This window comes from Ochrobactrum sp. AN78 (assembly GCF_029909885.1).
In the GTDB taxonomy this organism is placed as follows: Bacteria; Pseudomonadota; Alphaproteobacteria; order Rhizobiales; family Rhizobiaceae; genus Brucella; species Brucella quorumnocens.
In genome coordinates this window covers 212,254-236,059 of record NZ_JASAMU010000002.1, presented here as the reverse complement: position 1 = coordinate 236,059, position 23,806 = coordinate 212,254, and the positions used below count along the sequence as shown (strand labels likewise).

The window sequence follows — 23,806 nt, the reverse complement described above, 5'->3', positions numbered from 1 at the left end:
CGCGCGCAAGCCGGATGGCGCTTTGTCGGCGAAAAGAAAGCTTCATCTGCCAATATGGACAGTCTTGACTGCCATCTTGATTTGTAACTATAAAAGTTACATGAATAAATCAAGCAATCCATTTAACGATCCGCAGGTTGTCGCGCATTATGTAGAAGGGCCGCCGAAGGCTGTGCCGGGTTTTCGGGATATGCAGCGTATGACTCGTTTGCTGCTTGCTGAACACGTCCCCGATACCGCACGTATTCTGGTGTTGGGTGCGGGTGGTGGTCTTGAACTCAAGCTATTTGCTGAAAATCATCCGCATTGGACCTTTGAAGGTGTCGATCCTTCCGCAGAAATGCTGGAATTGGCGCGGCAAAGTCTTGGCCCTAATACGGATCGCGTGAATTTCCAGGAAGGCTATATCGACAGCGCAGCTCTGGGACCGTTTGATGGAGCGGTCTGTTTGCTGACCATGCATTTTCTCGATGAGGAAACGCGCAGACAAACTCTTGCAGACGTTTATCGACGTCTGAAACTCGACGCACCATTTATCATGGCGCATTTCAGTTTTGAGCAAGAGGATGCTGATGAGCGAGCATTGTGGCTGTCGCGCTATTCTGCCTTTTTGAATGATTCCGGTGTCGATCTGGCAAGTGCAGTGAAAGCCAGTGCTGCAATCAATGAGCGTTTGCATATTCTTACGCCGCAACAGGATGAGACGCTGATACATGATGCGGGCTTCAAAAATCTGAGCCTTTTTTATGCGTCTTTCACCTATCGCGGGTGGGTCGCATACGCATAAATAAGAGTCTCCAAGAAGGCTTAAAAAATCCTATAGCGGCGGAAATGAATTCGCGTTAGCTTGCCGCGAATTCTCGGAGTGCCTCTCGATGTCTTTTCTGACAAATCTGACCTTCATTCCCGAATGGACCATCTTCGTCCAGTTCGTGATCGCCACTGCAATTTTATCCATAACGCCTGGCCCGGATATGACGCTTTTTGTCGGTCGTGCCTTGTCTGAAGGTAAGGCAGCCGGTTTTGCCTGTATGGCAGGTGCAAGCACCGGCATTGTTGTGCATACGAGCATGGTAGCGCTTGGGCTTTCAGCGCTCATCCTCGCTTCGCCTGCAGCCTTCACTGCATTGAAGGTGGTGGGTGCAGTTTATCTCGTCTGGCTTGCAGTGCAGGCGATCCGCAAAGGTTCGGCATTCTCGCCGGAAAAAAACGGCGGCAAGAAGCATACGCTGGTTCAGAATTGGGCGACGGGGCTTGGCATCAATCTGCTCAACCCGAAGATCATTCTGTTCAACATGACCTTCCTGCCGCAGTTCGTTTCGGCACATGATCCGCACGCCATGGGAAAACTGTTCTTCCTTGGCCTGTCGTTCATTCCGCTAGCGCTGCCTTTCACCATTCCTATGGTGGTTGCAGCAGACAGGTTTGCCGGTCTTCTCAAGAAAAACCCAACGGTCACACGGATTGTGGATTGGCTTTTCGCCGGTGTTTTCTCAGCGTTCGCGCTGAAAATCATCACCGCACAGGCTAAGTAAATCGCTATTCAGCCGGGCGGGCTAACAATCGTCCGGCTTTGCGACCGGCAATCAGCCAATAAACGAAGCCGCCGACAATGCCAGAGCAGGCGACGGTGGTGTAAAGCATGACAGAGAATGAATCGATCGGTTCCATCTGCCATGTGAAAAGGCCGATTGAGATCATGGCAAACAAGCTGATCAGCAGTCCACCTACGCAATAGAAAAGCGAAGATGTTACAGGCTTGGTCTCACTATAGATGACCATTCCAAGTGCTGGGAAAAAGCTGAATACGCCTGCAATGCCTGCAAAGAAGAATCCACCCAAGTGCAATGCAGCCTTAAAACCTTCAGAGCCCCAATTTCCAACAAAAGGGTTGAAAGCGGCGTTACCATCAACATCGTGCCGGAGCAACGCGTTGAGGTCGAACTGGCCGTAAAGAACCGCGGCAAGAAAATAGCCTGCGGCGAGAACCGCGCAGCAATAGCCGAAAACAATAACAACAAAACGCGTGATGTAATCGAATGTATCGGTCAAACGCGCTTAGTCTCCGTGTCCGGCAATCATCATGGCTTCGAGCGCCAGGCGTTCAGTCTTGCGCATGCGTTCCGATTCCGACTTCAATTGACCGCAGGCAGCAAGGATATCACGGCCGCGCGGGGTACGGATCGGCGAGGCGTAGCCTGCAGCATTCACGTAATCAGCGAAGCGTTCAATGTGCTCCCAGTCGGAACACTGGTAGTTGGTGCCAGGCCATGGGTTGAATGGGATCAGGTTGATCTTGGCAGGAATCCCGCGCAAAAGCTTTACCAAAAGCTTGGCGTCTTCCATGCTGTCATTCACATCCTTGAGCATCACATATTCAAACGTAATGCGCTTGGCATTCGACAGACCCGGATATTCGCGGCAAGCCTTGAGGAGTTGTTCCAGCGGGTATTTTTTGTTGATCGGCACCAGAAGGTCGCGCAATTCATCACGCACCGCATGAAGCGAAATTGCCAGCATCACGCCGATTTCTTCGCCGGTGCGGTAGATTTCTGGCACAACGCCTGAAGTTGAAAGCGTGATGCGGCGCTTGGAAAGCGCTAACCCATCGCCATCAGACGCAATCAGCAGAGCCTTTTTCACTTCCTCGAAGTTATAAAGCGGCTCGCCCATACCCATCATAACGATATTGGTAACTTTGCGTCCCTCGGCCGGAACGATGGCGCCGTCTGGCGTGTTCGTGTCTGGAAAATCGCCAAGCCGGTCCCGGGCCGTCATCAACTGTGCCAGAATTTCTTCTGAGGTGAGATTACGTACCAGCTTCTGTGTGCCGGTATGGCAGAAAGTGCAGGTCAGCGTGCAGCCTACTTGTGAGGAAATGCAGAGCGTACCGCGACCTTCTTCAGGAATATAAACGCATTCGATTTCGACGGGGCGTCCAGCGCCACGAGGCGGAAAGCGGAACAGCCATTTGCGCGTGCCATCCTGCGAGATTTGTTCTTCAACGACTTCCGGACGCGCAATGGTGAAATGCTGGGCCAGAAGAACGCGCAGGTCCTTGGAGATATTGCGCATATCTGCAAAGTCGGACACGCCGCGCACATAGAGCCAATGCCAGAGCTGCGCGATGCGCATCTTGACCTGCTTTGGCGTTACGCCGACCTTGAGCAGCTCCTCGGCCATTTCTTCGCGCGACATGCCGATGAGCGACGGCTTTTGCTCCATATTTGCGCGCACACGGCGGGCAAGCTGGTCGCGCGTATCATCAATGGTTAAGTCGAATGAAATGGACATCTGTTTTCAACTGTTGAGGACGCCGCATAAAGCGCGCCGATAAACACTACCAATTACATGGATATATGGGCTCGTTCATTTGATTATGCGAGCCTGTTGCGCGCGGACATAGCACACAATATTCGCTCCGTCATCCCGCTCTATGTTTTAGCTGATATGCAGTATGATAGGTTCGGTATCGAAAAGAAAAGCCGGAGCGGAGCCCCGGCTTAGTAATTTAGCTTGAACCGACTGGCTTATTTGCACTTCTGAATGGCTGCGAGTGCTGCCGAAATGCCTTTGAGCGAATAGGTGTAATTGGTCTTGGTGCCGCGCTTGGACTGTGCCTGCACTTTCATATCTGAACCACCGCGCATCGCTGCAATCAGCTGTGGCTCTTCGGCGGCGTTTTCCATCCAGCCGGATTTGCCGTTGACGAACATTGTAAAATTGCGGTTTCCAATGGTGACGATGACCTTGGCATTCGCATTGGCGTTCAGCTCGTAGCCAGCCATGAACTGTGGCTCAAAGCTGATGTTCTGCCCTGGCTTCTGGCTCACGAGGAAGAAGTTGTCGCCGTGATCAACATTGGCTGGCGCTTTCTGCGTCGGAACGGACAGGACATAGCAAACCTTGCCATTGCCTGACTGATAGCTGTAGGCGCCCCAGGCGTCGAACTGCTTAATCTGGGTCGGTGTCTGGGCGAGAGCCGAGCCCGCCATTGCAATCGTGAACACCGAAGCCGCGACGATCGATTTTCCAAGCATGGTTTTTTACCGGTTCTCTTTCGTTTGCTTCAAAGTCGAATATCGGGATGTCGCCGTTCAACACGCCGTCCCGTTTGGTGACCCTTAATGTGCCTTAATCTGGGTTACCAAACGGTGAAGTTTTGAAAGAAAACTTGAGCAGTCAGGCCAAGGCCCCGCGATCCCGTTGCCAACTTCATCCAAAAGAAAGCGGCAAGAGTTTGTCATATCGCGTCAATGCATCATCATCGTGATGATGCCCCATAACAAAAATGTGAAGACTGGAGGTTGCTTTAAGCTGCCTCTTCCTCGTCGCGCAGGGCCTCACGGGCGGCAATTTTATGTGCCGGGGTAATATGCGTGCGAACTGCAGTCAGAGCCGCCATCAGCACTGCAATATCATCGGTAAAGCCGATGCCGACCAACATATCGGGGATGACATCGAAAGGCAGAACGAAATAGGCAAGCGCTGCCATCAGTGTCATACGCACGCGCGTCGGTGTGTTCTGGTCGAGCGCACAATAATAGGCAGCTACGACCTCATCCATGAACGGGACCATGCGACCGGCACGGCGTGCGGTCTTCCAGAATCCTTTTTTCACCCGCTCGCTGCGATTGTTGAAGTCTCCCTCATCGCCGGGTTCGAGGATTTCATCAATTTTGACGCTATCCATCTTTCGTTCAAACTCCTGTCAGCCAGTTAACGCGCTTTTTACCGCACACTTCGTCCGAAAACTGTTTCACTTTTTCGGGATGCGCTTTTTAGCTAAGACATGACGATACTGCAGATGGGAATATTGCGACCACTTTTCAAGATTTGGGGTTGTGGTTCCCCTGAGAGAACCGTCAGCTACACCAACTCTCCCAAATCACAGGAATATAGCCTTAGCCAAAACGGAGCGGTTTCTCGATCTGCCCGATCTGATTAAGTGGAGATTTTCTATGCATCTAACCGGCTATGGCGAAAACTTTGTGCGCACCGACCGGTCAAGTCAGTTCTATCGCGGTCATCAACTGGCCGCGGCACAGGATATTGGCGATCAGGTCAATATCGATGTAATGGATGGCATTTGCTACGACATTACCGCCTATATGCGGTTCCTACTGGGCGCTGGTATTTCAGAGCATACATTACGCGGCACATCTGGACAAAACTGGATTCCGTTGCTGAATTTCAAAGCTGGAGAGCTGTGGAATGGCTATTCGGCGCTGCCCTATGGACGAGCAATCGGCTTCTATGATGTCAGAGCCGGGCACATATTTCATTCGGCCATTGCCATTGGGGACGTTTTTATCAGAAGCGTGAATGGCGGTGCGTTGGGGCAGAACTGGAACGAAAAGGTCGATCTGGCGAAGGTGCTGCCTTACTCATGCCGAAACCGTGATGGCAGCTTCAACTTCCAGAAAAAGATTATTATAGTTTATATTTCAAAGGTTTGAATAGATTCAGATAAATGTATTCATCTTGCGCGCTAATTTGATATCAAGTTCCGTGATACCGTTTTCACTATGGGTCGAAAGCGTAACATCGACACGATTGTAGACATTGAACCATTCTGGATGGTGGTCGAGCTTCTCGGCGTGAAGTGCTGCGCGTGTCATGAAGCCGAAAGCCACATTGAAATCCTTGAACTTGAAAGTTTTTTGGATGGCTTCGCGGCCTTCGACTTTCTGCCAGCCTTCAAGGTCAGTGAGCGCTTCTTTCAGCTCTTCTTCTGTCAACCTGTTGCGTGCCATCGTCTTTTGCCTATGTTGGGTCCCTGGTATCAACTTATCATAGCTGCGAGAGTTTCGTGACCCATTCAGCCCCGACCAGTATCCTTTTTGTCTGTGCAGGCAATATCTGCCGTTCGCCGCTTGCAGAAGGTGTGATGGGCGAAGTGCTGAAACAGCGCAGAATTGATCATGTGCTGATCGATTCTGCGGGTACAAATGGTTATCACACAGGCGAAGAACCTGACGATCGTTCGATCCGGGTTGCTGCACGTCATGGTCTTGATATCTCAGCCCAACGTTGCCGTCAGCTGATCGCCGCTGATTTCACGCGTTTTGATCTTATTTTGGGTATGGATCACTACAACATGCGGATGATCGGCCAGCGACAGCCAGCAAACGCGAGTGCCCGTGTCGGACTTCTCACCGACATCGCCGAAGGAAGGCCGGTTGAAATCCCCGATCCTTATTACGGTCAGATCGGGGATTTCGAAGAGGTTTACCGGATGATCCTGGCGTCTTCCAATGCGTTGGCTGACCAGTTCTGGCGTGATGCAGCGATCAAAGGCCAGGCCTCTTCAACAACGTAAGGTCCACCGCCCACAGAATCACGTGACGACATCAACACGAAGCGACCTACTTTGAAGGGCAGTGTCGAGAAGTTGCCGCGTGAAGAGAGATAATGCACCACATCATCAATGCGGGCATTTCTCAATCGCGCCAAAGTCACATGGGGTATGAATTTGCGCGGATCAGCAGGAATGCGAAGCCTCTGGCAGATGCGTTCGATTTCACCTTGCAATGCGTTGAGTTCAGATGAGGGGGATACGCCCGCATAGATGCTGTGCGGCTTTTTGGAGCCAAAAGCATCGACACCCGACAGGTTGAGCATGAATTCGGGACGCCTTACGCGATCAAGCGCATTGGCAATCTCATCGGCCACGTGGCCTTCCACATCTCCAATAAAACGCAGGGTTATGTGGTAGTTTTCGACATCAATCCAGCGCGCGCCGGGAAGACCGCCTCGTAATAACGAGAGCGAAAGCGCGGCGTCGCGCGGGATTTCGAGGGCAGTAAAGAGACGCGGCATAAGGCATCCTCCTCGAATCGTTCTACATCTTCTAGCGAATCATTCTTCGCTGTCGGAGGCAAGCTGTTTATCTCGCCCCACAATATCAACCGCCGGATGTCCCCGTCTTTTGTATATCCTTCAGGTTCTTCTCGATCATAGGCAAAAACTTCGCGACCATGGTTTCAATCCCTTTTTCATTGGGATGCATGCCATCTTCCAGCTGTAATTCCTTTTGTGCGGCAACGCCTTCCAGAAAGAAGGGATAGAGTGGCACGCCGTATTTCTGGGCGAGCTTGGGATAGATCGGATTGAATTTATCAGCGTAATCCTTGCCCATATTGGGCGGCGCCATCATGCCTGCGAGGATAACGGAGATGCCGCGTGTCTTAAGGCGCGACAACATTTCATCGAGATTTTTCTCGGTGATGTCAGGTGAAATTCCCCGCAATGCGTCATTAGCACCAAGTTCAAGGATCACCAGGTCGGTGCCATCGGGGATCGACCAGTCGATGCGAGCAAGGCCGCCGGTGGTTGTGTCGCCTGACACGCCCGCATTCTCAATGGTGACTTCGTAGCCCTTTTCATCGAGCACTTTTTCAAGCTGCTGAGGGAATGCCGCATTGGAAGGCAGAAGATATCCCGCCATTAAACTATCGCCGAAACCAACAATTTTCACCTGCGCCAGCTGCTCGGTAGGCAGTGCGTCTTCGAGTCCAGTCGGCTCTTCCTGAGCGTGTGCGATAGGCAAGCTTGTGGCAAGAAAAGATCCAACTATCGCAAAAATCGACAGCCATGCCGGGATCGAGAGTTTGAAACGCATTGTCAGCAACCCATATCTAGCAACAAGGTAGGAAAATCACCCGAAGAACTTCTCCTCGGACTTCTCTTCAATTTCTGGCGCAAAACAAGTTCAATTTTGTGGCGCGCTTTGGCTCTTCAATATTCATATAGGAAGAAAAACGCGTGACGGAACAGGTGACTCCCCCGATTTTTGGCCCGATTATTGAACTTGAGAACGTTCATCTCACACTTGGACATGCAGCTTCATCGGTCCATGTCCTCAAGGGCGTTTCACTTTCAATTGCCCAGGGACGGTCCGTCGGCATCGTAGGTCCATCGGGTTCGGGTAAGTCTACCCTTTTGATGGTTCTGGCTGGTCTTGAGCATGTCGATAACGGAAGTGTGAAGATTGCAGGCGAGACAATCAGCAAGATGACCGAGGATCAAGCCGCGGCATTCCGCGGCGCCAATATCGGGATCGTCTTCCAGTCCTTCCACCTCATTCCCAATATGACAGCGCTGGAAAATGTTGCCGTGCCTCTGGAACTTGCCGGACGCAAGGATGCATTTGAAGTGGCCGAACGAGAGCTTATTGCTGTCGGTCTTGGCGAGCGCCTCACGCATTATCCTTCAGAGCTTTCTGGTGGTGAGCAGCAACGCGTGGCGATTGCCCGTGCACTTGCGCCAAGCCCCAAAATCCTGATTGCGGATGAACCGACAGGTAATCTCGATACGGCGACGGGTCGCCAGATTACTGATTTGCTGTTTTCCAAGCAGCGCGAAAACGGTTTGACCATGGTGCTGGTCACACATGATCCGTCTCTGGCTGCACGCTGCGACCATGAGATCCCAGTGCGTTCAGGACGCATTGAGGTGTCCGCCGCGGATGCTGTTGTTTTCGAAAAAGCGGCGGCTGGCGTATGAGATTTACGAAGTCTTTTTCACTCGCGCTGCGTTTTGCATTACGTGAAATGCGCGGTGGTTTATCCGGGTTCTATATTTTTCTCGCCTGTATCGCGCTGGGCGTCGCAGCCATTGGCGGTGTGAACTCCGTCGCGCGTTCTGTTAGCACAGGCATTGCTTCGGAAGGTCAGAGCATTCTCGGCGGTGATATGAGCTTTTCGCTTAATCAACGTGAGGCAAGCACGAATGAGCGCGCCTTTATCGAACAGCAGGGCCGCTTTGCGGAAAGTGCCACCATGCGCTCCATGGCGCGCATACCGGACGGCACCGATCAGTCGCTCGTTGAGGTTAAGGCGGTGGATGCTGCCTATCCGCTCTATGGTGAGCTGAAAGTGCAGCCCCAGCAGTCGCTTGCGGATATGACCAAAGAGCAGGGTGGGACCTATGGTGCTGCGGTCAGTCAGGATTTCCTCAATCGAATGGGCCTGTCGCTTGGTGCGAAAGTGCTGCTCGGCTCCGAAACCTTTGAACTGCGTGCTTTGATTGAAAGCGAACCCGATCTCCTATCATCGGGATTTAATTTCGCGCCGCGCTTTCTGGTCTCAATGGATGGTTTACGTGCTTCAGGACTGATCCAGCCTGGAAGCCTTGTCGATCATATCTACAAGGTTGCATTGCCAGATGGCGCGCCGGACTCAGCAATCGCGCAATTGCGTGAGCGGGCAGGTACCGATTTTCCGGATGCAGGCTGGAATATCCGTTCGCGCGCCAACGCCGCACCGGCGCTGAGCGCCAATATCGAGCGCTTCTCACAGTTTCTCACACTGGTCGGACTGACCGCCCTCATCGTTGGTGGTGTCGGGGTTGCCAATGCCGTTCGTGCCTATCTCGACGGCAAGCGCGGTGTGATAGCGACCTTCAAATCATTGGGTGCGCCTGCGCGCTTTGCCGTGCTGGTCTATCTGGTACAGATCATGGTGATCGGTCTCATCGGCATTGCAATAGGACTGGTTCTGGCGACGATCATGCCCTTTGCGGCGGCGGCAGCGCTCGCCAATTATCTTCCCGTCGCAGGTGGAGGTGGCTTCTTCCCGGATGCGTTAGCACTTGCTGCAGTTTTCGGCCTCATCACGACTCTGGCCTTTGCAATCATACCGCTGGGCCGCGCGCGCAATATTCCGGCGACAGCACTTTTCCGCGAACAGGGTTTTGAGCAACGTGGCTTCCCACCATTCCTTTATCTCAGCCTTGCTGTTTTGCTGATTGCGGCCTTGGCGGGGCTGGCGCTTTACGTCGCCTATGACCGCCGGATCGCGGCTATCTTTATCGTTTCGTCGATTGCAGCCTTCGGTGTTTTGCGACTGGTGGCTGACGCTATCCGCTGGCTTGCCCGCCGTGCACCGCGCATGCGTTCAACGGCCGTTCGCCTTGCGGTCGGCAATATTCATCGTCCAGGCGCGCTGACTCCTTCGGTGGTTTTGTCGCTCGGCCTCGGTCTTACACTCATGGTGGCGATTGCACTGATCGACGGCAATCTACGCCGTCAGGTGACGGAGAACATTCCTGCTCAGGCACCGGATTTCTTCTTTGTCGATATCCAGAACAACGACATCGGTGACTTCACCAAGCTTGTGAGCGGCATCGTGCCCGACGGCAAGCTTACCTCCGGTCCCATGCTGCGTGGACGTATTGTGGCCTTTAACGGCACGAATGTACGCGATATGACCATTCCGCCGGAAGCTGCTTGGGTATTGCGGGGCGATCGTGGCATCACCTTTGCCGACAAGGTTCCTGAAAATTCAACCCTCACAGAGGGGGCTTGGTGGCCAACAGATTATAGCGGCGAGCCACTCGTGTCTTTTGCAGAACGCGAAGGCAAGGAGCTTGGCCTGAAGCTGGGTGATACCGTCACGGTTAATGTGCTTGGTCGCAACATCAATGCAAAAATTGCAAGTTTCCGGCAGTTGCAATGGGAAACGCTGGCGATGAATTTCGTCATGGTGTTTTCGCCCAATACCTTTGCCGGGGCCCCCGCCACTTGGCTTGCAACCTTGACCATTCCTGATGGTCAGAAGAACCTTGCGCCTGATGTGCTGCGACAGGTTACGAAAACCTGGCCAGCGGTCACCACTGTCAGCGTGACGGATGCGCTTGATGTTGCCAATGATCTGATCAGTCAGCTTGCTACGGCAATCCGTGCGGCTGCATCGATTGCGCTTGCGGCCTCAGTGCTTGTGCTTGGCGGGGCCTTGGCTGCGGGCAATCGAGCCCGCGTTCACGATGCCGTTGTGCTTAAAACGCTGGGTGCCACGCGTGGCACGCTCATTGCCGCTTATATTGTCGAATACATGCTGCTCGGGCTTGCAACGGCGGTGTTTGCACTGGTCGCAGGAAGTGCGGCCGGTTGGTATGTTGTGGTGGAGGTGATGAAGCTTAAAGCGCAGTTCCTACCGGATGTGGCTCTGATGACAGTCGCGGTTGCACTGGTCCTCACCGTTGGTTTCGGCCTTGCTGGAACATGGCGAGTGTTGGGTCAGAAACCTGCAACCGTGCTGCGAACCATATGAACCATTTGTAATGTTTGGATCATAATTGGGCTAAATACCGGCTAAATGATTGGATAGCATGGAGAATGCGTTTGAGTTTTCAAGCTGCCTTATCACGATTTTTTACAGGTAGTACTTGTACGTAAGCTCTGAAATGCCCATAATAAACGCAGGCATGCTGGGGTCCCGCCAGCGGCGCCTGGGAGCGGCTCGAAATGAGCCAAGCCCCGACACCGGACGGGACAAGGCAAGAGGATTTAAGTCATGGCTGACTTTCGCAATATTCAGGCGCAGCAGAGGCCGGTAGGCGGCGCTCGCGCTGATGCAAGCATTGATCAGGGACTGCGCAGCTACATGCTGGGTGTCTACAACATGATGGCTATCGGCTTGGCCGTTACCGGCCTTGCTGCATTCGCCGTCGCATCTCTGGCAGTGACCAACGACCCGTCTGCCGCTGTCGCGCAGATGGCAAACGGCAAGATGCTTACTGCACTTGGTGCAGCGCTTTACACGTCTCCTCTGCGCTGGGTGGTCATGCTTGCACCGCTCGCAGCAGTATTTTTCCTGAGCTTCCGTATCGAACGTCTGTCGGTTTCGACCGCTAACGCCGTATTCTGGGGCTATGCAGCCCTCGTTGGTCTGTCGCTGTCGTCGATCTTCCTGGTCTATACCGGACAGAGCGTCGTGCGCACCTTCTTCGTAACGGCTGCTTCCTTCGGAGCGCTCTCGCTTTACGGTTACACGACCAAGCGTGATCTTTCCGCAATGGGCTCGTTCCTGATGATGGGCCTGTTCGGCCTGATCATCGCCTCTGTCGTCAACATCTTCCTTGGCTCCACCGCGCTGCAGTTTGCAATCTCGGTGATCGGCGTTCTGATCTTCGCAGGCCTCACTGCCTACGACACGCAGTCGATCAAGGAAATGTACTACGAAGGCGATGCTTCAGACACGCAGGGCCGCAAGATCGTTATGGGCGCGCTGCGTCTGTATCTCGACTTCATCAACATGTTCATGTTCCTGCTGCAGTTCATGGGTAACCGTGACTAATAGATCTGGAATTGAATTACGCACAAGGGCAGCGGAAACGCTGCCCTTTTTGCTTTTCAATTGAGCGTCTTCAAGGCATGTTGAAGGAGTAATCTGAATCTGACCTCTGGCTTAAGACATGCCCCATATCCGCGATTTTCAGCCCACCGATATTGATGCCATTACTGCGATCTACACCGAGGCAGTGTTGAACGGTTCTGGTTCTTATGAGATCGAAGCGCCCACTGTCGAAGCTATGAAAACTCGCTTCGACGTGTTTGCCGAGCAAGGCTTTCCAATTCTTGTTGCGCAAGAAAATGGGCTGGTGCTGGGTTATGCCTATATCAGCTATTTCCGTACCCGGCCTGCCTATCGCTGGCTTGCAGAAGACTCGATCTATATCGCCCCGGATGCGAAAGGGAAGGGTATCGGTAAGCTGCTGCTTGGCGAGCTTATTAAGCGCGCGACCGCCTTAGGCTTCAGACAGCTTCTGGCCGTGATTGGTGATGGCGAGCACAATATCGGATCGGTGAAGCTGCATGAGAGCCTCGGCTTTATCCATAGCGGACGTATTCAGGGTTCGGGCTTCAAGCATGGACGCTGGCTCGATACTGTTCTCATGCAATTGTCGCTCAACGGCGGCTGCACAGTTGATCCGGGTAAGGTTCCTCTTAGCTGATCAATTATCGACCAGCTTGAGGTTTTTATCGAAGACACGAAGCACGCGTTCGAGCTCGTGTCCGCGCTTCATGATGAGGCCACTTGCAGCGATGACCGAATAAGCACCCTGCTTCTGTGCTAGCTTGGGATTTTTCTCCACGCGAAACAGTGGAACCTCGCTTGCTCGTCGGAAGATCGAGAACACTGCCCTATCGGCCAGATGGTCAATCGCATAGTCGCGCCACGCACCTGTGGCGACCATGCGTCCATAAATGTTCAGGATTTTACCAAGTTCGTGTCTGTCAAAGCTTACGGTGGGAGCAGGCGGACGTGATTGCGCTAAAGGGACAATTTTTGGCGTCGCCGATGGATGAGAGGGCGAATGCGAAGACTTATCTTCATTCGCAGCGCTTGGTATATCCATTTTCTTCCTTTCACCGTCAGGAGTGCCATGAGTGTGAGGAATGTCAAGGTGATCGTAAAGGGAATGCAGGAGCTCCGATCAAATCAGCTCATGACGGTAAGGTGATGCTTTTGTAAAATGATTGCAAGATCAAGCGCTGATACGGTCGGCTTTCTATGAGCTGATCGACAAAAACGGACCCCCAATTTGTTGTATATTAGCTGTTCACGAAAAGAGAAAAGCTGTTCTCAATGGTGATCGCCAGCCACATTTTGGCCTTGTCAACTTCGCATTCCGGCCTGATTATGACGTCAGCATCACCATGTTGCCTGAGACGGTTCGGTTCGGGTATGTCCGACCCCAAGCCCCCCGCCCAAAGGACTGCCCGAGCCGAACCAACCTTCATTGGCCTACAGCATAATTCCTTAAACTTGAATCAGTTTAAGGTAAAATTATGCTGTAAATATAGAGTGTTAGAGCGATCTTTGTGCGCCCAAGAAGGCGCATGGCGCTCTAGCCACTCAGACAGATGCAACATTCCCGCAAATGATAAAGTATCAGCCATAACGGGCTTAGATGTTGCTGTGTTTAAGGATCGCTTCCGAAACGGCTCCTAAAGCCCGAGCGGAACTTTCTGCTTGAATATTGCGGCACCCAGAATTGGACCGAGCGCTTTGTCACTGTTGCTTTGCTGCAAAACCACAGCGCAGCCGGTCACATCCTTCCGGGTCAGCTCGGAAGCTGGCAGCTCGATTTTCAAAGCCTGGCCATCCCACATGCCAATCGTATTGATGTCCGACACCGTATTACGATAGGTAACGGACTGTCCGGCGTTCTCACCTTTGTCGATCGGAATGGTAACCGAATCGCGCAGGTAGAACATAACGACATGCACGGGTTTCTTTGGTTTTTCGCCGGCCGCAATCTCAATCGACAAGCGCCCATCATCCAGCTTTTTGATCGAAACAGGTACGTTGAGCTTGCTCGCATCGAGATGTTGCTTCACGATCTCAGCATCGCCACCATTCATTTCCGATGAGCCATTGACGACCGCCTGAGGCGTATAGACCATCTTGGCATTGAAAGAATTGCGATAGGCGTTCTGGCGGTCTGTATTGTCCTGTGAGGCGAGCGTGTCACGCCAGCCCATGTAATCCCAGTAATTAACGTGGAACGATAGAGCCAGGACATTGGCGTCGTCGGCATATTTCGCCAAATTCTTGTCAGCCTGCGGACAGGATTTACAGCCTTGGCTGGTATAGAGTTCGAGAACAGATGTTCGCGTGCTGCTATCCTGAGCTTTCGCTACGCCCTGCATTGATAGGCAACCGGTGAACGCCAGCCCCAATGCAGCACAAACACCGCGCAAGCCGGGAACATAGTCGCCGGAAAGCCATGTATGTGTCCCATGGAAGGGGTAATGGAAGGTCACTTTGGGTTCATCCTACAATAATTGACGCTGACATCTATTATGTAGGAACTACGGCGATCAATAGGAATTCACGTTGCAGTGAGATTTGCATACAGTGTGTTTCTTTTACCTCACTAAAGCATGTCGCGCTCAAATGGATCCATTTGAGCTCCCGCGAACATGCGACAATTAAAAGAATCTAGAGCGAGCGCTATGGGTGCGATTAAGCGCGACACGCTCTAAGATATGTCTCCCATAAGCGGCAGTTGGCTCTTTGGGTATATGTGCAGCGTCGCGCTTTAATAATAGGCAGATTGAGAATGAGACCGAGTTTGAGAGAAAAGGGCATTGCCATCTGCGATGAGAAGATTGCGAAGAAGGGCGATACGGTCGGCATTTCGTTCTATGCATTCTTCGCCAACAAAAACACGGAGCCAGAGCTTCTTATGGAAGCCGCTGAGTGGTGGATAAAGATCCACACTCTCGATCATTTCGAAAAGGCCGTCAAAATCCGCGAAATGATCCGTTCAAGCCAATAAGATAGAAAAAGCCGCCGAATTGCTCCGGCGGCTTTTAGTTTGAAGCGCATCGCTGATTAAGCAGCGAGATCGCGCAAAACGGTCTGCAGAATGCCGCCGTTCTTCATGTAGTCGAGCTCGTCCAACGTATCGATACGGCAGATGAGCGGAACCTTCTTCACTGTTCCATCGGCATAGGTGATCGAAGCGTCGACCTTCTGACGTGGGCGCACATCGGCAAGGCCTTCGATGGAGACGATTTCGTCACCCTTCAGACCCAGCGTCTGCCAGCTCGTGCCTTCTTCGAAGACGAAAGGCACAATGCCCATGCCAACGAGGTTGGAGCGGTGGATACGCTCGAACGACTGCGCGATCACGGCCTTGACGCCGAGCAGGTTGGTGCCCTTTGCAGCCCAGTCACGCGACGAACCATTGCCATATTCGACGCCCGCGAAGACGACGAGCGGCACACCTTCTGCCTTGTACTCCATGGCCGCGTCGTAGATCGAGGTTTCTTCCTTCGACGGGTAATGGATGGTGTAGCCGCCTTCACGACCGTTTTCGCCCAGCATATGGTTGCGAATACGGATGTTGGCGAAGGTGCCGCGCATCATCACTTCGTGGTTGCCGCGACGTGTGCCGTACTGGTTGAAGTCAGCAATGCCGACGCCATGGTCGATGAGGTACTTGCCGGCAGGCGACTGTGCCTTGATCGAACCCGCAGGCGAGATGTGGTCTGTGGTGATCTTGTCGCCGAAGAGGCCGAGGATGCGTGCACCCTTGACATCGCCGATCTGACCAGCCGACTTGCCCATGCCCACGAAGTAAGGTGGGTTCTGCACATAGGTCGAGTTGTCATCCCACGCATAGGTCTGGCCAGCAGGAACCTGAACGGCCTGCCAGTTTTCGTCGCCCTTGAACACGTCCGCATACTTCTCGGAGAAGATTTTGCGGGTAACGTTCTTGGCGATGAATTCCTGGATTTCAGCTGACGAAGGCCAGATATCGCGCAGGAATACCGGGTTGCCGTCCTGATCTTCACCAAGCGGCTCCTTGGTCAGGTCTTTGGTGACCGTACCGGCAAGAGCGTGAGCAACGACGAGCGGCGGCGAAGCAAGGTAGTTTGCTTGCACGTCCGGCGAAACGCGGCCTTCGAAGTTACGGTTGCCGGACAGAACGGCAGCCGCGATCAGGCCCTTTTCGTTGATCGTCTTGGAGATCGGTGCAGGCAGCGGACCGGAATTGCCGATGCAAGTCGTGCAGCCGAAGCCGACGAGGTTGAAGCCAAGCGCATCCAAATCCTTCTGGAGTCCAGCGGATTCAAGGTAAGCGGCAACCACCTGAGAGCCGGGAGCAAGCGAGGTCTTGACCCAAGGCTTGGTCTTGAGGCCCTTGGCAACTGCGTTGCGGGCCAGAAGACCAGCAGCAATCAGCACGCTTGGGTTGGAGGTGTTGGTGCAGGAGGTGATTGCGGCAATTGCCACATCGCCATGACCGAGATCGAAATCTTCACCTTCAACAGCGTAACGCGCAGTCTGGCCGGTGGTCTTCTTGTATTCGGTTTCAAGTGAGGTTGCGAAGCCCGATCCGATGTTTTCCAGCGCAATACGCCCTTCTGGCCGTTTTGGACCAGCCATCGACGGAACGACTTCACTCATATCCAGTTCGATAATATCCGTGAATACCGGATCAGGACTGTCTGCTTCACGCCACATGCCCTGTGCACGCGAATAAGCCTCAACGAGCGCGATGCGGTCTTCTTCGCGACCGGTCGTGTTCATGTAGTTCAGCGTTTCTTTGTCGATCGGGAAGAAACCACAGGTCGCGCCATATTCAGGGCCCATGTTTGCAATGGTTGCGCGATCGGCAAGGGTCATATTGTCGAGACCCGGACCAAAGAACTCAACGAACTTACCAACCACGCCTTTTTTGCGCAGCATCTGGGTGACGGTGAGCACGAGATCGGTTGCGGTCACGCCTTCTTTGACCTTGCCGGTCAGGCGGAAGCCGATAACTTCCGGCAGCAGCATGGAAACAGGCTGACCCAGCATCGAAGCTTCAGCTTCAATACCGCCAACACCCCAGCCCAGAACGCCAAGGCCGTTGACCATTGTGGTGTGGCTGTCGGTGCCGACGCAGGTGTCAGGATAGGCAACGGTCACGCCGTCTTCTTCCTTGGTCCATACGGCCTGTGCCAGATATTCGAGGTTCACCTGATGGCAGATGCCTGTGCCCGGAGGAACAACGCGGAAGTTCTTGAACGCCTGCTGCCCCCACTTGAGGAAGCGGTAACGTTCGCCATTGCGCTGATATTCGAGGTCCACATTGGCCTTGAAAGCCTGCGGATTACCAAATTCATCGACGATGACTGAGTGGTCGATGACGAGGTCAACCGGAACCAGCGGGTTGATCTTTTCCGGATCGCCGCCGAGGTTCTTCAGGCCGTCGCGCATGGCTGCCAGATCGACAACGGCGGGAACGCCGGTGAAGTCCTGCATGAGTACGCGTGCCGGGCGGTAGGCGATTTCCGCGCCTGCCGAGCCACGATCATTCAGCCACTTGGCAACGGCTTCGATGTCCGACTTCTTGACAGAGCGGTCATCTTCGAAGCGGAGCAGGTTCTCGAGCAGAACCTTCATGGAGAACGGGAGCTTGGAGATGCCTTCGAGGCCGTTCTTTTCGGCTTCGGTCAGGCTGTAATAAACATATTCCTTACCGGCGACGGTAAGGGTTTTGCGGCATTTAAAGCTGTCAATGTGTGACACTGCGTTCGTCCTTCATGCTACTGGCCGGAAAACCAGGACGAACGCCTCTGCTGCGTTTCAAGGACGCGCTAAAGGTGCGGGTGCAGTCATTTCCGCTGTCCGTCCCGAAACCTGTGCCCTCACGGGCCCCAAGTCTTTGAGATCGGCCAAAATTCGTTTCCACACCGACCGCTGGCATGGTAGCCCTCATATAGAGAGTTTCCTAAAACGATTCCAGACAGAATATCGTGAATTTGCTCCCTTGCGGCGAAATGTTGCGATCCTCGTGTTTAGCCCGAGCTGGACGCGCTTATTGCATAATTTCTTAAACTTGAATCAGTTTAAGATAAAAATATGCAGCAAGTTTAACTGTTAGAGCGACCCTTTGTGCGCCTTGCAGAGCGCCTGGCGCTCTAAGGAGAGAAAATGCGGCTTGAGGCCGAAAATCTGGCGGGTGAGCGCGGCGGCGAGACGATCTTCTCTGCCCTTTCCTTCGAATTGTCTTCCGGCGAAGCGCTGGTGGTCACAGGTCCGAACGGCTCTGGCAAATCAACAATGCTCCGAATCATATGCGGTCTTCTTGCGTTGGAAGAAGGTACGGTTACGTTGTTTGATGAAGGAACCGCGCTTCCTGTTCGCGCGGCTTGCCACTATCTCGGCCATCAGAATGCCATGAAACCTGCCTTGAGTGTGCGCGAGAATCTGTTGTTCTGGCAAAAGTTCAATGGCGAGCCACGCCTTGGTATTGACGAGGCGCTTGAGGCAGTTGATTTGCCTGGCGTCGAGCATTTGCCTTTCGGTTATCTTTCCACGGGACAGAAGCGGCGCGTTTCAATTGCCAAGCTGCTGGTCAGTCATCGCCCGTTGTGGATTGTCGATGAGCCGACTGCTGGGCTCGACAAAGCATCAGAGGCGCGCTTTGCAGGACTCATGCGTGGACATATGCAAGACGGCGGACTGGTTATTGCCGCCACGCATATCCCGTTGGGCTTAGACACCATTTCAGAAGCTGGTTTCGCGTCTGAAACTGCGTTCGAAAGAAACATTGGCGTCAAGTCGCTCGATATGGCCGACTATTCGCTTGAGGGCGTGTGATGCTGGCGCTTTTTATCCGAGATATGCGCCTCAGTTTCCGTGCCGGAGGCGGGGCGCTGATTGGAATTTTGTTCTTCCTCGCTGTGATCTCGGTGATGCCGTTCGGCGTCGGTCCTGATCTCAATCTCCTGTCGCGCATCGGCCCAGCCATGCTGTGGATCGGTGCGTTGCTGGCAACATTGCTCGGACTGGACCGGCTGTTTCAGGCAGATCGCGAGGATGGCTCACTTGATCTGCTGTTGATCGGCGCTGATCGGCATATGCTGGCATTTACCGTTTTTGTGAAATGTCTGGCCCATTGGGTGGCAAGCGTATTGCCGCTGGTGATCGCATCGCCGATGTTAGGGCTGTTCATGAACATGGATGCAACGGCGACTGCTGCAACCGCACTCACACTTCTGGTCGGCACCCCGGCGATTGCCTTTATAGGAGCGGTGGGTGCGGCATTGGCCGTAGCCTTGCCGCGCGGTGGTTTGCTGGTTTCTGTCATCGTACTGCCATTGACCATTCCGGTGCTGATTTTTGGCGTATCTGCGTCTTATGGCGCGACTGATGCCGTGGCCCCCTTTTTTGCACCATTCCTTATTCTGTGTGCACTCACTTTGTTTTTCGCGGTTTTGGGTCCGCTGGCTGCAGCAGCTTCATTAAAAAGTTCGGCGGACTAAAGCATTTCCAGCAAAAGTGTGAAGCGGTTTTGCGTAGGATAATGCTCAAATATAATGTGATCCCGAAAAGCGGGAGCCGGTTTTCCAAACTTATAGTGTTTGGCGGATTGACGCAGTTGATTACGGTCAATTGAACGGCATACGGGGGGAGGTTAAGTATAGCGCATGACGAAAGACATCGCGAAAACCACAAGCTGGCTTGATCTGGCAAATCCCACACGCTTCCTGGCCTTTACGGGCAGGGTCTTGCCATGGCTTGGGCTTCTGTCTGCCCTGTTTCTAGCCGTCGGGCTATATATGGTTTTCCTGTCGCCAGAGGATTACCAGCAGGGCATTACAGTCCGTATCATGTATATTCATGTGCCTTTCGCATGGCTTTCCATGATGTGTTACTCAATTATGGCTATTTCATCGCTGGGTACATTGGTCTGGCGTCATCCGCTGGCCGATGTTTCTATTCGCGCAGCCGCACCCTTGGGTGCAGTGTTCACTGCTTTGGCGCTGGCCACAGGTTCGCTCTGGGGCAAGCCGATGTGGGGAACGTGGTGGGTGTGGGATGCACGGCTGACTTCCGTTTTCGTGCTGTTTCTCATGTATCTCGGCATTATCGCTTTGTCGCGCGCCGTGGATGATCCCACCAAGAGCGCCAAGTCTGTTGCGGTTCTGACGCTGGTTGGCTTCATCAATATCCCTATCATCAAATTCTCGGTCGATTGGTGGAACACTTTGCACCAGCCAGCCTCTGTTTTCCGCATGGACGGCCCGACCATTGATGGCTCCATGCTGCGTCCGCTTTTTGTGATGGCGATTGGCTTCACGCTGCTGTTTCTCACGCTGCACATGATGGCGATGCGCAATGAAATCTGGCGCCGTCGCGTGGCCATGATGAAAAAGCTCGCGGCTCGCAATGCCGACCGCAGCCGCATGAAAAGAGAACGTACCGAGACCCAAGGGGAGGCAGTTCAATGAGCCACATGGCTTTTGTTGTAACGTCCTATGGCATTGCCGCAGGAGCACTTGCCATCACCATTGGCTGGATATTGATCGATCAGCGTATGCTGAAGAATGAGCTGAAACGGCTCGAGGCGCAGGGCGTGCGTCGCCGTTCGGCTAAAGGTTCAGCGCAATGACCGAGACGGTGCAGAAAACCGATGCGGCCAAAAAATCGCGCACATGGGTGGCGCTGCTGCCGCTACTGATCTTTGTCGGGTTGGCCGCAATCTTTGCCGTGCAACTCCTATCAGGCAAGGATAATACGACCATCCCCTCCGCCCTGATCGGCAAGCAGGCACCGCAAACAAATCTGCCAGCCGTTGAAGGCTTGCTGCGCGATGGTGCGCCTGTGCCGGGTCTCAACAGCGAAGATTTTATCGGTAAGCTCACACTGGTCAATGTTTGGGGGTCGTGGTGTGTACCTTGCCGTCAGGAACATCCATTGCTGATGGAAATCGCCAAGGATGAACGCATCCGCGTGGTCGGCCTCAATTACAAGGACCAGCCGGAAAACGCGCGCCGCTTTCTGGGCGATCTCGGCAATCCATTCGCTGCAGTAGGAGCCGACCGTGCCGGACGCTCAGCCATTGAATGGGGCGTCTATGGCGTGCCCGAAACTTTTCTCGTCGGCCCAGATGGCAAGATTATCTACAAGCATGTCGGGCCGTTTACGCCGGATTCGGTGAAGAACGATCTGATGCCAGTGGTGACTGGCGCGCTTGGCAACCGATAACAGGGATATTGCCATGTCTGGTTTGGATGTTGAGACGTCAGAATTGATTCACAATCAGGACGACGATCAAACAGGCGATTGCGCCCGCGAAGAGCGACAGAGACAATGTTATCCAGAACAGGATGAGCAGCCAGATGGCGCGCAACGGTTTGCGTGTGCGTAACAGATAAACTAGCTGCGTGAGGGGAAGCAGCAAAGCGCCGACGAACAGGAGCCCCCGAGAGGGAAGTGTGTGGCCGTTAATCAGTGCATCGGAATTAAGTGCCTGAAGCGATGCCATGAGAACTACAATAGCGGGGGCGATGACGGTCAGTTCCCGAAAATTTCCGCCCAGACCAAGTATGCCGTCCAGATAAAACGACATAGCGCCCATTATAAAAGGTATAAGGAATACTGCGCACAAAAGCGCCTTATTGGATTTAAAATTTTCTCGCACCACTAATTATACCCCTCACCATCAAGTGATTCTCCGATCGATGGTATAACGTGGGAGTTACTCAAGGTTGCAATGAAAAAGGCGGCTCGCGCCGCCTTAAATAATCTCTCCGATCAATCCGGCAACTTCCGCACCGCGCCCTTGGCAGCACTGGTTGCCATGGAGGCATAGGCTTTCAGCGCGGTCGAAACCTTGCGCTTGCGTTCTTCCAGCGGCTTCCAGCCAGTTGCTTCCTGCTCGGCGCGGCGTTCGGCCAGCGTCGCATCATCAACTGCCAGATGGATCTTGCGGTTCGGGATGTCGATATCGATGATATCGCCTTCGCGTACCAGACCGATCGTGCCACCTTCAGCTGCTTCCGGCGAAACGTGACCAATCGAAAGGCCCGAAGAGCCACCCGAGAAACGTCCATCGGTGATCAGCGCGCAAGCCTTACCCAGACCCTTCGACTTCAGATAGCTGGTTGGATAGAGCATTTCCTGCATACCCGGACCGCCGCGCGGACCTTCATAGCGGATCAGCACAATGTCACCAGCCTTGATCTTGCCGTTCAGAATTGCAAGGACGGACGTGTCCTGACTTTCAAAGATACGCGCAGGACCGGAGAATTTCAGGATGGAATCGTCCACGCCTGCCGTTTTCACGATGCAGCCATCTTCGGCCAGATTGCCATAAAGCACGGCCAGACCGCCGTCCTGACTGAAAGCATGTTCCTTGGAACGGATAACGCCTGTTTCGCGGTCGGCATCGACGCTGTCAAAGCGGCGATCCTGTGAGAAGGCGACCTGTGTCGGCACACCGCCGGGAGCGGCGGAATAGAACTTGTGCACCATTTCGCTCTTTGTGCGCGTGACGTCCCAGTGGTCGAGCGCCTTTGCCATGGTTTCGCTGTGCACGGTCGGGAGCGCAGTATTGATCAGGCCCGCTTTGTCGAGCTGACCGAGAATGCCCATGATGCCGCCTGCGCGATGCACGTCTTCCATGTGAACGGTATTGTTGGCGGGTGCGACCTTGCAGAGCACCGGCACGCGGCGCGACAAACGGTCGATATCAGCCATCGTGAAGTCGATTTCGGCTTCCTGTGCAGCAGCCAGCAGATGCAGAACCGTGTTGGTTGAGCCACCCATGGCGATGTCGAGCGTCATGGCGTTTTCAAAGGCCGGGAAGCTTGCAATCGAACGTGGCAGTACGTTTTCATCGTCCTGCTCATAATAACGGCGAGCGAGATCGACAATCAGATGACCAGCTTCCACAAACAGGCGCTTGCGGTCAGCATGGGTTGCGAGCGTCGAGCCATTGCCGGGCAACGAGAGGCCGAGGGCTTCGGTGAGGCAGTTCATCGAGTTTGCTGTGAACATGCCTGAACACGAGCCACAGGTCGGACAAGCGGAGCGCTCGATCTGCTTGACCTGATCGTCGGTGTAACTGTCATCGGCGGCTGCAACCATCGCATCCACGAGGTCGAGTTTCTTGACCTTGTCGTCCCAGACGACCTTGCCGGCTTCCATTGGGCCACCGGAAACGAACACGACCGGGATATTGAGGCGCAGTGCCGCCATCAGCATGCCGGGAGTGATCTTGTCGCAGTTGGAAATGCAGACCATCGCGTCGGCGCAATGAGCATTGACCATATATTCAACTGAGTCGGAGATGAGCTCGCGCGATGGCAGCGAATAGAGCATGCCGTCATGGCCCATCGCGATGCCGTCATCGACCGCAATGGTGTTGAATTCCTTGGCAACGCCGCCAGCCGCTTCGATTTCACGCGCGACGAGCTGGCCGAGGTCTTTCAAGTGCACATGGCCTGGCACGAACTGGGTGAACGAGTTCACCACAGCAATAATTGGCTTGCCAAAATCCTCATCCTTCATGCCGGTGGCGCGCCATAGGCCGCGCGCGCCAGCCATATTGCGGCCGTGGGTGGTAGTACGCGAACGATAAGGAGGCATTTTCAAACCTTTTAGGACTATCTCAGAGTGAACCTCGCCCCTTAAATAGGGTCGAAATGCGCTCTATTCTACTTTGTGATGCACATCTTATCCGAAAACTGCTTCACATTTTTCGGGATGCGCTAACCTGTGATGCCGGT

The 23,806-nt window shown here is 53.8% G+C and carries 26 protein-coding genes; 14 read left to right on the top strand and 12 right to left on the bottom strand.

The annotated features are described in order from the left end of the window. Positions 1–100: 100 nt before the first annotated feature. Positions 101–787, top strand: a complete 687-nt coding sequence (locus tag QBD00_RS04665; RefSeq protein ID WP_318578770.1) for a class I SAM-dependent methyltransferase — start codon at positions 101–103, stop codon at positions 785–787. Positions 788–875: 88 nt separating this feature from the next. After that, a complete protein-coding gene (locus QBD00_RS04660) occupies positions 876–1,535 on the top strand; it encodes a LysE family translocator (protein ID WP_095445845.1) in 660 nt (219 codons plus the stop codon). Between the two features lie 4 nt (positions 1,536–1,539). Here QBD00_RS04660 and QBD00_RS04655 read toward each other — a convergent pair whose 3' ends face one another. The 4 genes from QBD00_RS04655 to QBD00_RS04640 form a co-directional block, all read right to left on the bottom strand. Beyond that, complete coding sequence (locus QBD00_RS04655; protein WP_318578769.1) at positions 1,540–2,052, bottom strand: hypothetical protein; 513 nt, start codon at positions 2,050–2,052, stop codon at positions 1,540–1,542. A 6-nt stretch (positions 2,053–2,058) separates the two neighbouring features. Continuing rightward, positions 2,059–3,294 carry a 23S rRNA (adenine(2503)-C(2))-methyltransferase RlmN gene (gene rlmN, locus QBD00_RS04650; RefSeq protein ID WP_318578768.1) on the bottom strand — a complete coding sequence of 412 codons (1,236 nt, stop codon included), beginning with the start codon at positions 3,292–3,294 and terminating at the stop codon, positions 2,059–2,061. Positions 3,295–3,530: 236 nt separating this feature from the next. Next, on the bottom strand, positions 3,531–4,040 hold the full coding sequence (locus QBD00_RS04645) for an invasion associated locus B family protein (protein ID WP_024898243.1): 510 nt from the start codon (positions 4,038–4,040) through the stop codon (positions 3,531–3,533). 272 nt (positions 4,041–4,312) lie between these two features. After that, positions 4,313–4,693 carry a YkvA family protein gene (locus tag QBD00_RS04640; protein WP_095445848.1) on the bottom strand — a complete coding sequence of 127 codons (381 nt, stop codon included), beginning with the start codon at positions 4,691–4,693 and terminating at the stop codon, positions 4,313–4,315. A gap of 268 nt (positions 4,694–4,961) precedes the next feature. Between QBD00_RS04640 and QBD00_RS04635 the strand changes: the two genes are divergently transcribed. Next, complete coding sequence (locus tag QBD00_RS04635; RefSeq protein ID WP_095445849.1) at positions 4,962–5,459, top strand: hypothetical protein; 498 nt, start codon at positions 4,962–4,964, stop codon at positions 5,457–5,459. A 6-nt stretch (positions 5,460–5,465) separates the two neighbouring features. Here the strand turns inward: QBD00_RS04635 and QBD00_RS04630 are convergent, their stop codons facing one another. Further along, positions 5,466–5,756, bottom strand: a complete 291-nt coding sequence (locus QBD00_RS04630) for a 4a-hydroxytetrahydrobiopterin dehydratase (protein WP_318578767.1) — start codon at positions 5,754–5,756, stop codon at positions 5,466–5,468. Positions 5,757–5,812: 56 nt separating this feature from the next. Between QBD00_RS04630 and QBD00_RS04625 the strand changes: the two genes are divergently transcribed. Beyond that, positions 5,813–6,322: a low molecular weight protein-tyrosine-phosphatase gene (locus QBD00_RS04625; RefSeq protein WP_244923272.1), complete on the top strand. Its 510-nt coding sequence runs from the start codon at positions 5,813–5,815 to the stop codon at positions 6,320–6,322. Here the strand turns inward: QBD00_RS04625 and thpR are convergent. Both thpR and QBD00_RS04615 read right to left on the bottom strand, forming a co-directional pair. Then, on the bottom strand, positions 6,232–6,822 hold the full coding sequence (thpR, locus tag QBD00_RS04620) for an RNA 2',3'-cyclic phosphodiesterase (RefSeq protein ID WP_095445852.1): 591 nt from the start codon (positions 6,820–6,822) through the stop codon (positions 6,232–6,234). The genes QBD00_RS04625 and thpR overlap by 91 nt on opposite strands. A gap of 85 nt (positions 6,823–6,907) precedes the next feature. Continuing rightward, positions 6,908–7,624: an arylesterase gene (locus QBD00_RS04615; RefSeq protein ID WP_151095606.1), complete on the bottom strand. Its 717-nt coding sequence runs from the start codon at positions 7,622–7,624 to the stop codon at positions 6,908–6,910. Positions 7,625–7,779: 155 nt separating this feature from the next. On the opposite strand from QBD00_RS04615, the gene QBD00_RS04610 reads away from it, so the two are divergent. From QBD00_RS04610 to QBD00_RS04595, 4 genes are all read left to right on the top strand, one after another. Then, positions 7,780–8,508, top strand: coding sequence for an ABC transporter ATP-binding protein (locus tag QBD00_RS04610; RefSeq protein ID WP_095447822.1), 729 nt, complete (start codon positions 7,780–7,782; stop codon positions 8,506–8,508). Continuing rightward, positions 8,505–11,054, top strand: a complete 2,550-nt coding sequence (locus QBD00_RS04605; RefSeq protein ID WP_318578766.1) for an ABC transporter permease — start codon at positions 8,505–8,507, stop codon at positions 11,052–11,054. Before QBD00_RS04610 ends, QBD00_RS04605 begins: the two co-directional genes overlap by 4 nt. Before the next feature lie 243 nt (positions 11,055–11,297). Continuing rightward, positions 11,298–12,080: a Bax inhibitor-1/YccA family protein gene (locus QBD00_RS04600; protein WP_095445855.1), complete on the top strand. Its 783-nt coding sequence runs from the start codon at positions 11,298–11,300 to the stop codon at positions 12,078–12,080. Positions 12,081–12,198: 118 nt separating this feature from the next. Then, complete coding sequence (locus tag QBD00_RS04595) at positions 12,199–12,738, top strand: GNAT family N-acetyltransferase (RefSeq protein WP_318578765.1); 540 nt, start codon at positions 12,199–12,201, stop codon at positions 12,736–12,738. On the opposite strand, the gene QBD00_RS04590 is transcribed toward QBD00_RS04595, so the two are convergent. Both QBD00_RS04590 and QBD00_RS04585 read right to left on the bottom strand, forming a co-directional pair. Further along, positions 12,739–13,143: a DUF2794 domain-containing protein gene (locus QBD00_RS04590; RefSeq protein ID WP_095445857.1), complete on the bottom strand. Its 405-nt coding sequence runs from the start codon at positions 13,141–13,143 to the stop codon at positions 12,739–12,741. A gap of 592 nt (positions 13,144–13,735) precedes the next feature. Beyond that, positions 13,736–14,470, bottom strand: a complete 735-nt coding sequence (locus QBD00_RS04585; RefSeq protein WP_095447823.1) for a DUF1223 domain-containing protein — start codon at positions 14,468–14,470, stop codon at positions 13,736–13,738. Positions 14,471–14,853: 383 nt separating this feature from the next. Between QBD00_RS04585 and QBD00_RS04580 the strand changes: the two genes are divergently transcribed. Further along, positions 14,854–15,072 carry a DUF6500 family protein gene (locus QBD00_RS04580; protein ID WP_318578764.1) on the top strand — a complete coding sequence of 73 codons (219 nt, stop codon included), beginning with the start codon at positions 14,854–14,856 and terminating at the stop codon, positions 15,070–15,072. Between the two features lie 56 nt (positions 15,073–15,128). On the opposite strand, the gene acnA is transcribed toward QBD00_RS04580, so the two are convergent. Beyond that, positions 15,129–17,816, bottom strand: coding sequence for an aconitate hydratase AcnA (gene acnA, locus QBD00_RS04575; protein WP_095445860.1), 2,688 nt, complete (start codon positions 17,814–17,816; stop codon positions 15,129–15,131). A gap of 405 nt (positions 17,817–18,221) precedes the next feature. Here acnA and ccmA point away from each other — a divergent pair, with 405 nt between their 5' ends. The 5 genes from ccmA to QBD00_RS04550 all read left to right on the top strand — a co-directional run bounded on the left by ccmA (position 18,222) and on the right by QBD00_RS04550 (position 21,281). Then, a complete protein-coding gene (ccmA, locus tag QBD00_RS04570) occupies positions 18,222–18,890 on the top strand; it encodes a heme ABC exporter ATP-binding protein CcmA (protein ID WP_318578763.1) in 669 nt (222 codons plus the stop codon). Beyond that, on the top strand, positions 18,890–19,555 hold the full coding sequence (gene ccmB, locus QBD00_RS04565) for a heme exporter protein CcmB (protein ID WP_094578708.1): 666 nt from the start codon (positions 18,890–18,892) through the stop codon (positions 19,553–19,555). The genes ccmA and ccmB overlap by 1 nt, the downstream gene beginning before the upstream one ends. Before the next feature lie 165 nt (positions 19,556–19,720). Continuing rightward, a complete protein-coding gene (locus QBD00_RS04560; protein ID WP_264230521.1) occupies positions 19,721–20,524 on the top strand; it encodes a heme ABC transporter permease in 804 nt (267 codons plus the stop codon). After that, positions 20,521–20,685, top strand: a complete 165-nt coding sequence (ccmD, locus tag QBD00_RS04555; protein ID WP_095445863.1) for a heme exporter protein CcmD — start codon at positions 20,521–20,523, stop codon at positions 20,683–20,685. Before QBD00_RS04560 ends, ccmD begins: the two co-directional genes overlap by 4 nt. Then, complete coding sequence (locus QBD00_RS04550) at positions 20,682–21,281, top strand: DsbE family thiol:disulfide interchange protein (RefSeq protein WP_318578762.1); 600 nt, start codon at positions 20,682–20,684, stop codon at positions 21,279–21,281. The genes ccmD and QBD00_RS04550 overlap by 4 nt, the downstream gene beginning before the upstream one ends. 37 nt (positions 21,282–21,318) lie before the next feature. Here QBD00_RS04550 and QBD00_RS04545 read toward each other — a convergent pair whose 3' ends face one another. Both QBD00_RS04545 and ilvD read right to left on the bottom strand, forming a co-directional pair. Beyond that, on the bottom strand, positions 21,319–21,645 hold the full coding sequence (locus QBD00_RS04545) for a hypothetical protein (protein ID WP_318578761.1): 327 nt from the start codon (positions 21,643–21,645) through the stop codon (positions 21,319–21,321). 185 nt (positions 21,646–21,830) lie between these two features. Beyond that, positions 21,831–23,666 carry a dihydroxy-acid dehydratase gene (ilvD, locus tag QBD00_RS04540; RefSeq protein ID WP_151095628.1) on the bottom strand — a complete coding sequence of 612 codons (1,836 nt, stop codon included), beginning with the start codon at positions 23,664–23,666 and terminating at the stop codon, positions 21,831–21,833. Between the last annotated feature and the right edge of the window lie 140 nt (positions 23,667–23,806).

Bases quoted from the DNA above. Each gene is read 5' to 3' on its own strand.
- ccmA (WP_318578763.1), top strand. From the start codon at position 18,222: ATGCGGCTTGAGGCCGAAAATCTGGCGGGTGAGCGCGGCGGCGAGACG.
- QBD00_RS04645 (WP_024898243.1), bottom strand. From the start codon at position 4,040: ATGCTTGGAAAATCGATCGTCGCGGCTTCGGTGTTCACGATTGCAATG.
- rlmN (WP_318578768.1), bottom strand. From the start codon at position 3,294: ATGTCCATTTCATTCGACTTAACCATTGATGATACGCGCGACCAGCTT.
- QBD00_RS04590 (WP_095445857.1), bottom strand. From the start codon at position 13,143: ATGGATATACCAAGCGCTGCGAATGAAGATAAGTCTTCGCATTCGCCC.
- QBD00_RS04615 (WP_151095606.1), bottom strand. From the start codon at position 7,624: ATGCGTTTCAAACTCTCGATCCCGGCATGGCTGTCGATTTTTGCGATA.
- QBD00_RS04635 (WP_095445849.1), top strand. From the start codon at position 4,962: ATGCATCTAACCGGCTATGGCGAAAACTTTGTGCGCACCGACCGGTCA.
- QBD00_RS04605 (WP_318578766.1), top strand. From the start codon at position 8,505: ATGAGATTTACGAAGTCTTTTTCACTCGCGCTGCGTTTTGCATTACGT.
- QBD00_RS04545 (WP_318578761.1), bottom strand. From the start codon at position 21,645: ATGTCGTTTTATCTGGACGGCATACTTGGTCTGGGCGGAAATTTTCGG.
- thpR (WP_095445852.1), bottom strand. From the start codon at position 6,822: ATGCCGCGTCTCTTTACTGCCCTCGAAATCCCGCGCGACGCCGCGCTT.
- QBD00_RS04580 (WP_318578764.1), top strand. From the start codon at position 14,854: ATGAGACCGAGTTTGAGAGAAAAGGGCATTGCCATCTGCGATGAGAAG.
- QBD00_RS04660 (WP_095445845.1), top strand. From the start codon at position 876: ATGTCTTTTCTGACAAATCTGACCTTCATTCCCGAATGGACCATCTTC.
- QBD00_RS04665 (WP_318578770.1), top strand. From the start codon at position 101: ATGAATAAATCAAGCAATCCATTTAACGATCCGCAGGTTGTCGCGCAT.
- ilvD (WP_151095628.1), bottom strand. From the start codon at position 23,666: ATGCCTCCTTATCGTTCGCGTACTACCACCCACGGCCGCAATATGGCT.
- QBD00_RS04550 (WP_318578762.1), top strand. From the start codon at position 20,682: ATGACCGAGACGGTGCAGAAAACCGATGCGGCCAAAAAATCGCGCACA.
- ccmB (WP_094578708.1), top strand. From the start codon at position 18,890: ATGCTGGCGCTTTTTATCCGAGATATGCGCCTCAGTTTCCGTGCCGGA.
- QBD00_RS04600 (WP_095445855.1), top strand. From the start codon at position 11,298: ATGGCTGACTTTCGCAATATTCAGGCGCAGCAGAGGCCGGTAGGCGGC.
- QBD00_RS04630 (WP_318578767.1), bottom strand. From the start codon at position 5,756: ATGGCACGCAACAGGTTGACAGAAGAAGAGCTGAAAGAAGCGCTCACT.
- QBD00_RS04560 (WP_264230521.1), top strand. From the start codon at position 19,721: ATGACGAAAGACATCGCGAAAACCACAAGCTGGCTTGATCTGGCAAAT.
- QBD00_RS04640 (WP_095445848.1), bottom strand. From the start codon at position 4,693: ATGGATAGCGTCAAAATTGATGAAATCCTCGAACCCGGCGATGAGGGA.
- ccmD (WP_095445863.1), top strand. From the start codon at position 20,521: ATGAGCCACATGGCTTTTGTTGTAACGTCCTATGGCATTGCCGCAGGA.
- QBD00_RS04595 (WP_318578765.1), top strand. From the start codon at position 12,199: ATGCCCCATATCCGCGATTTTCAGCCCACCGATATTGATGCCATTACT.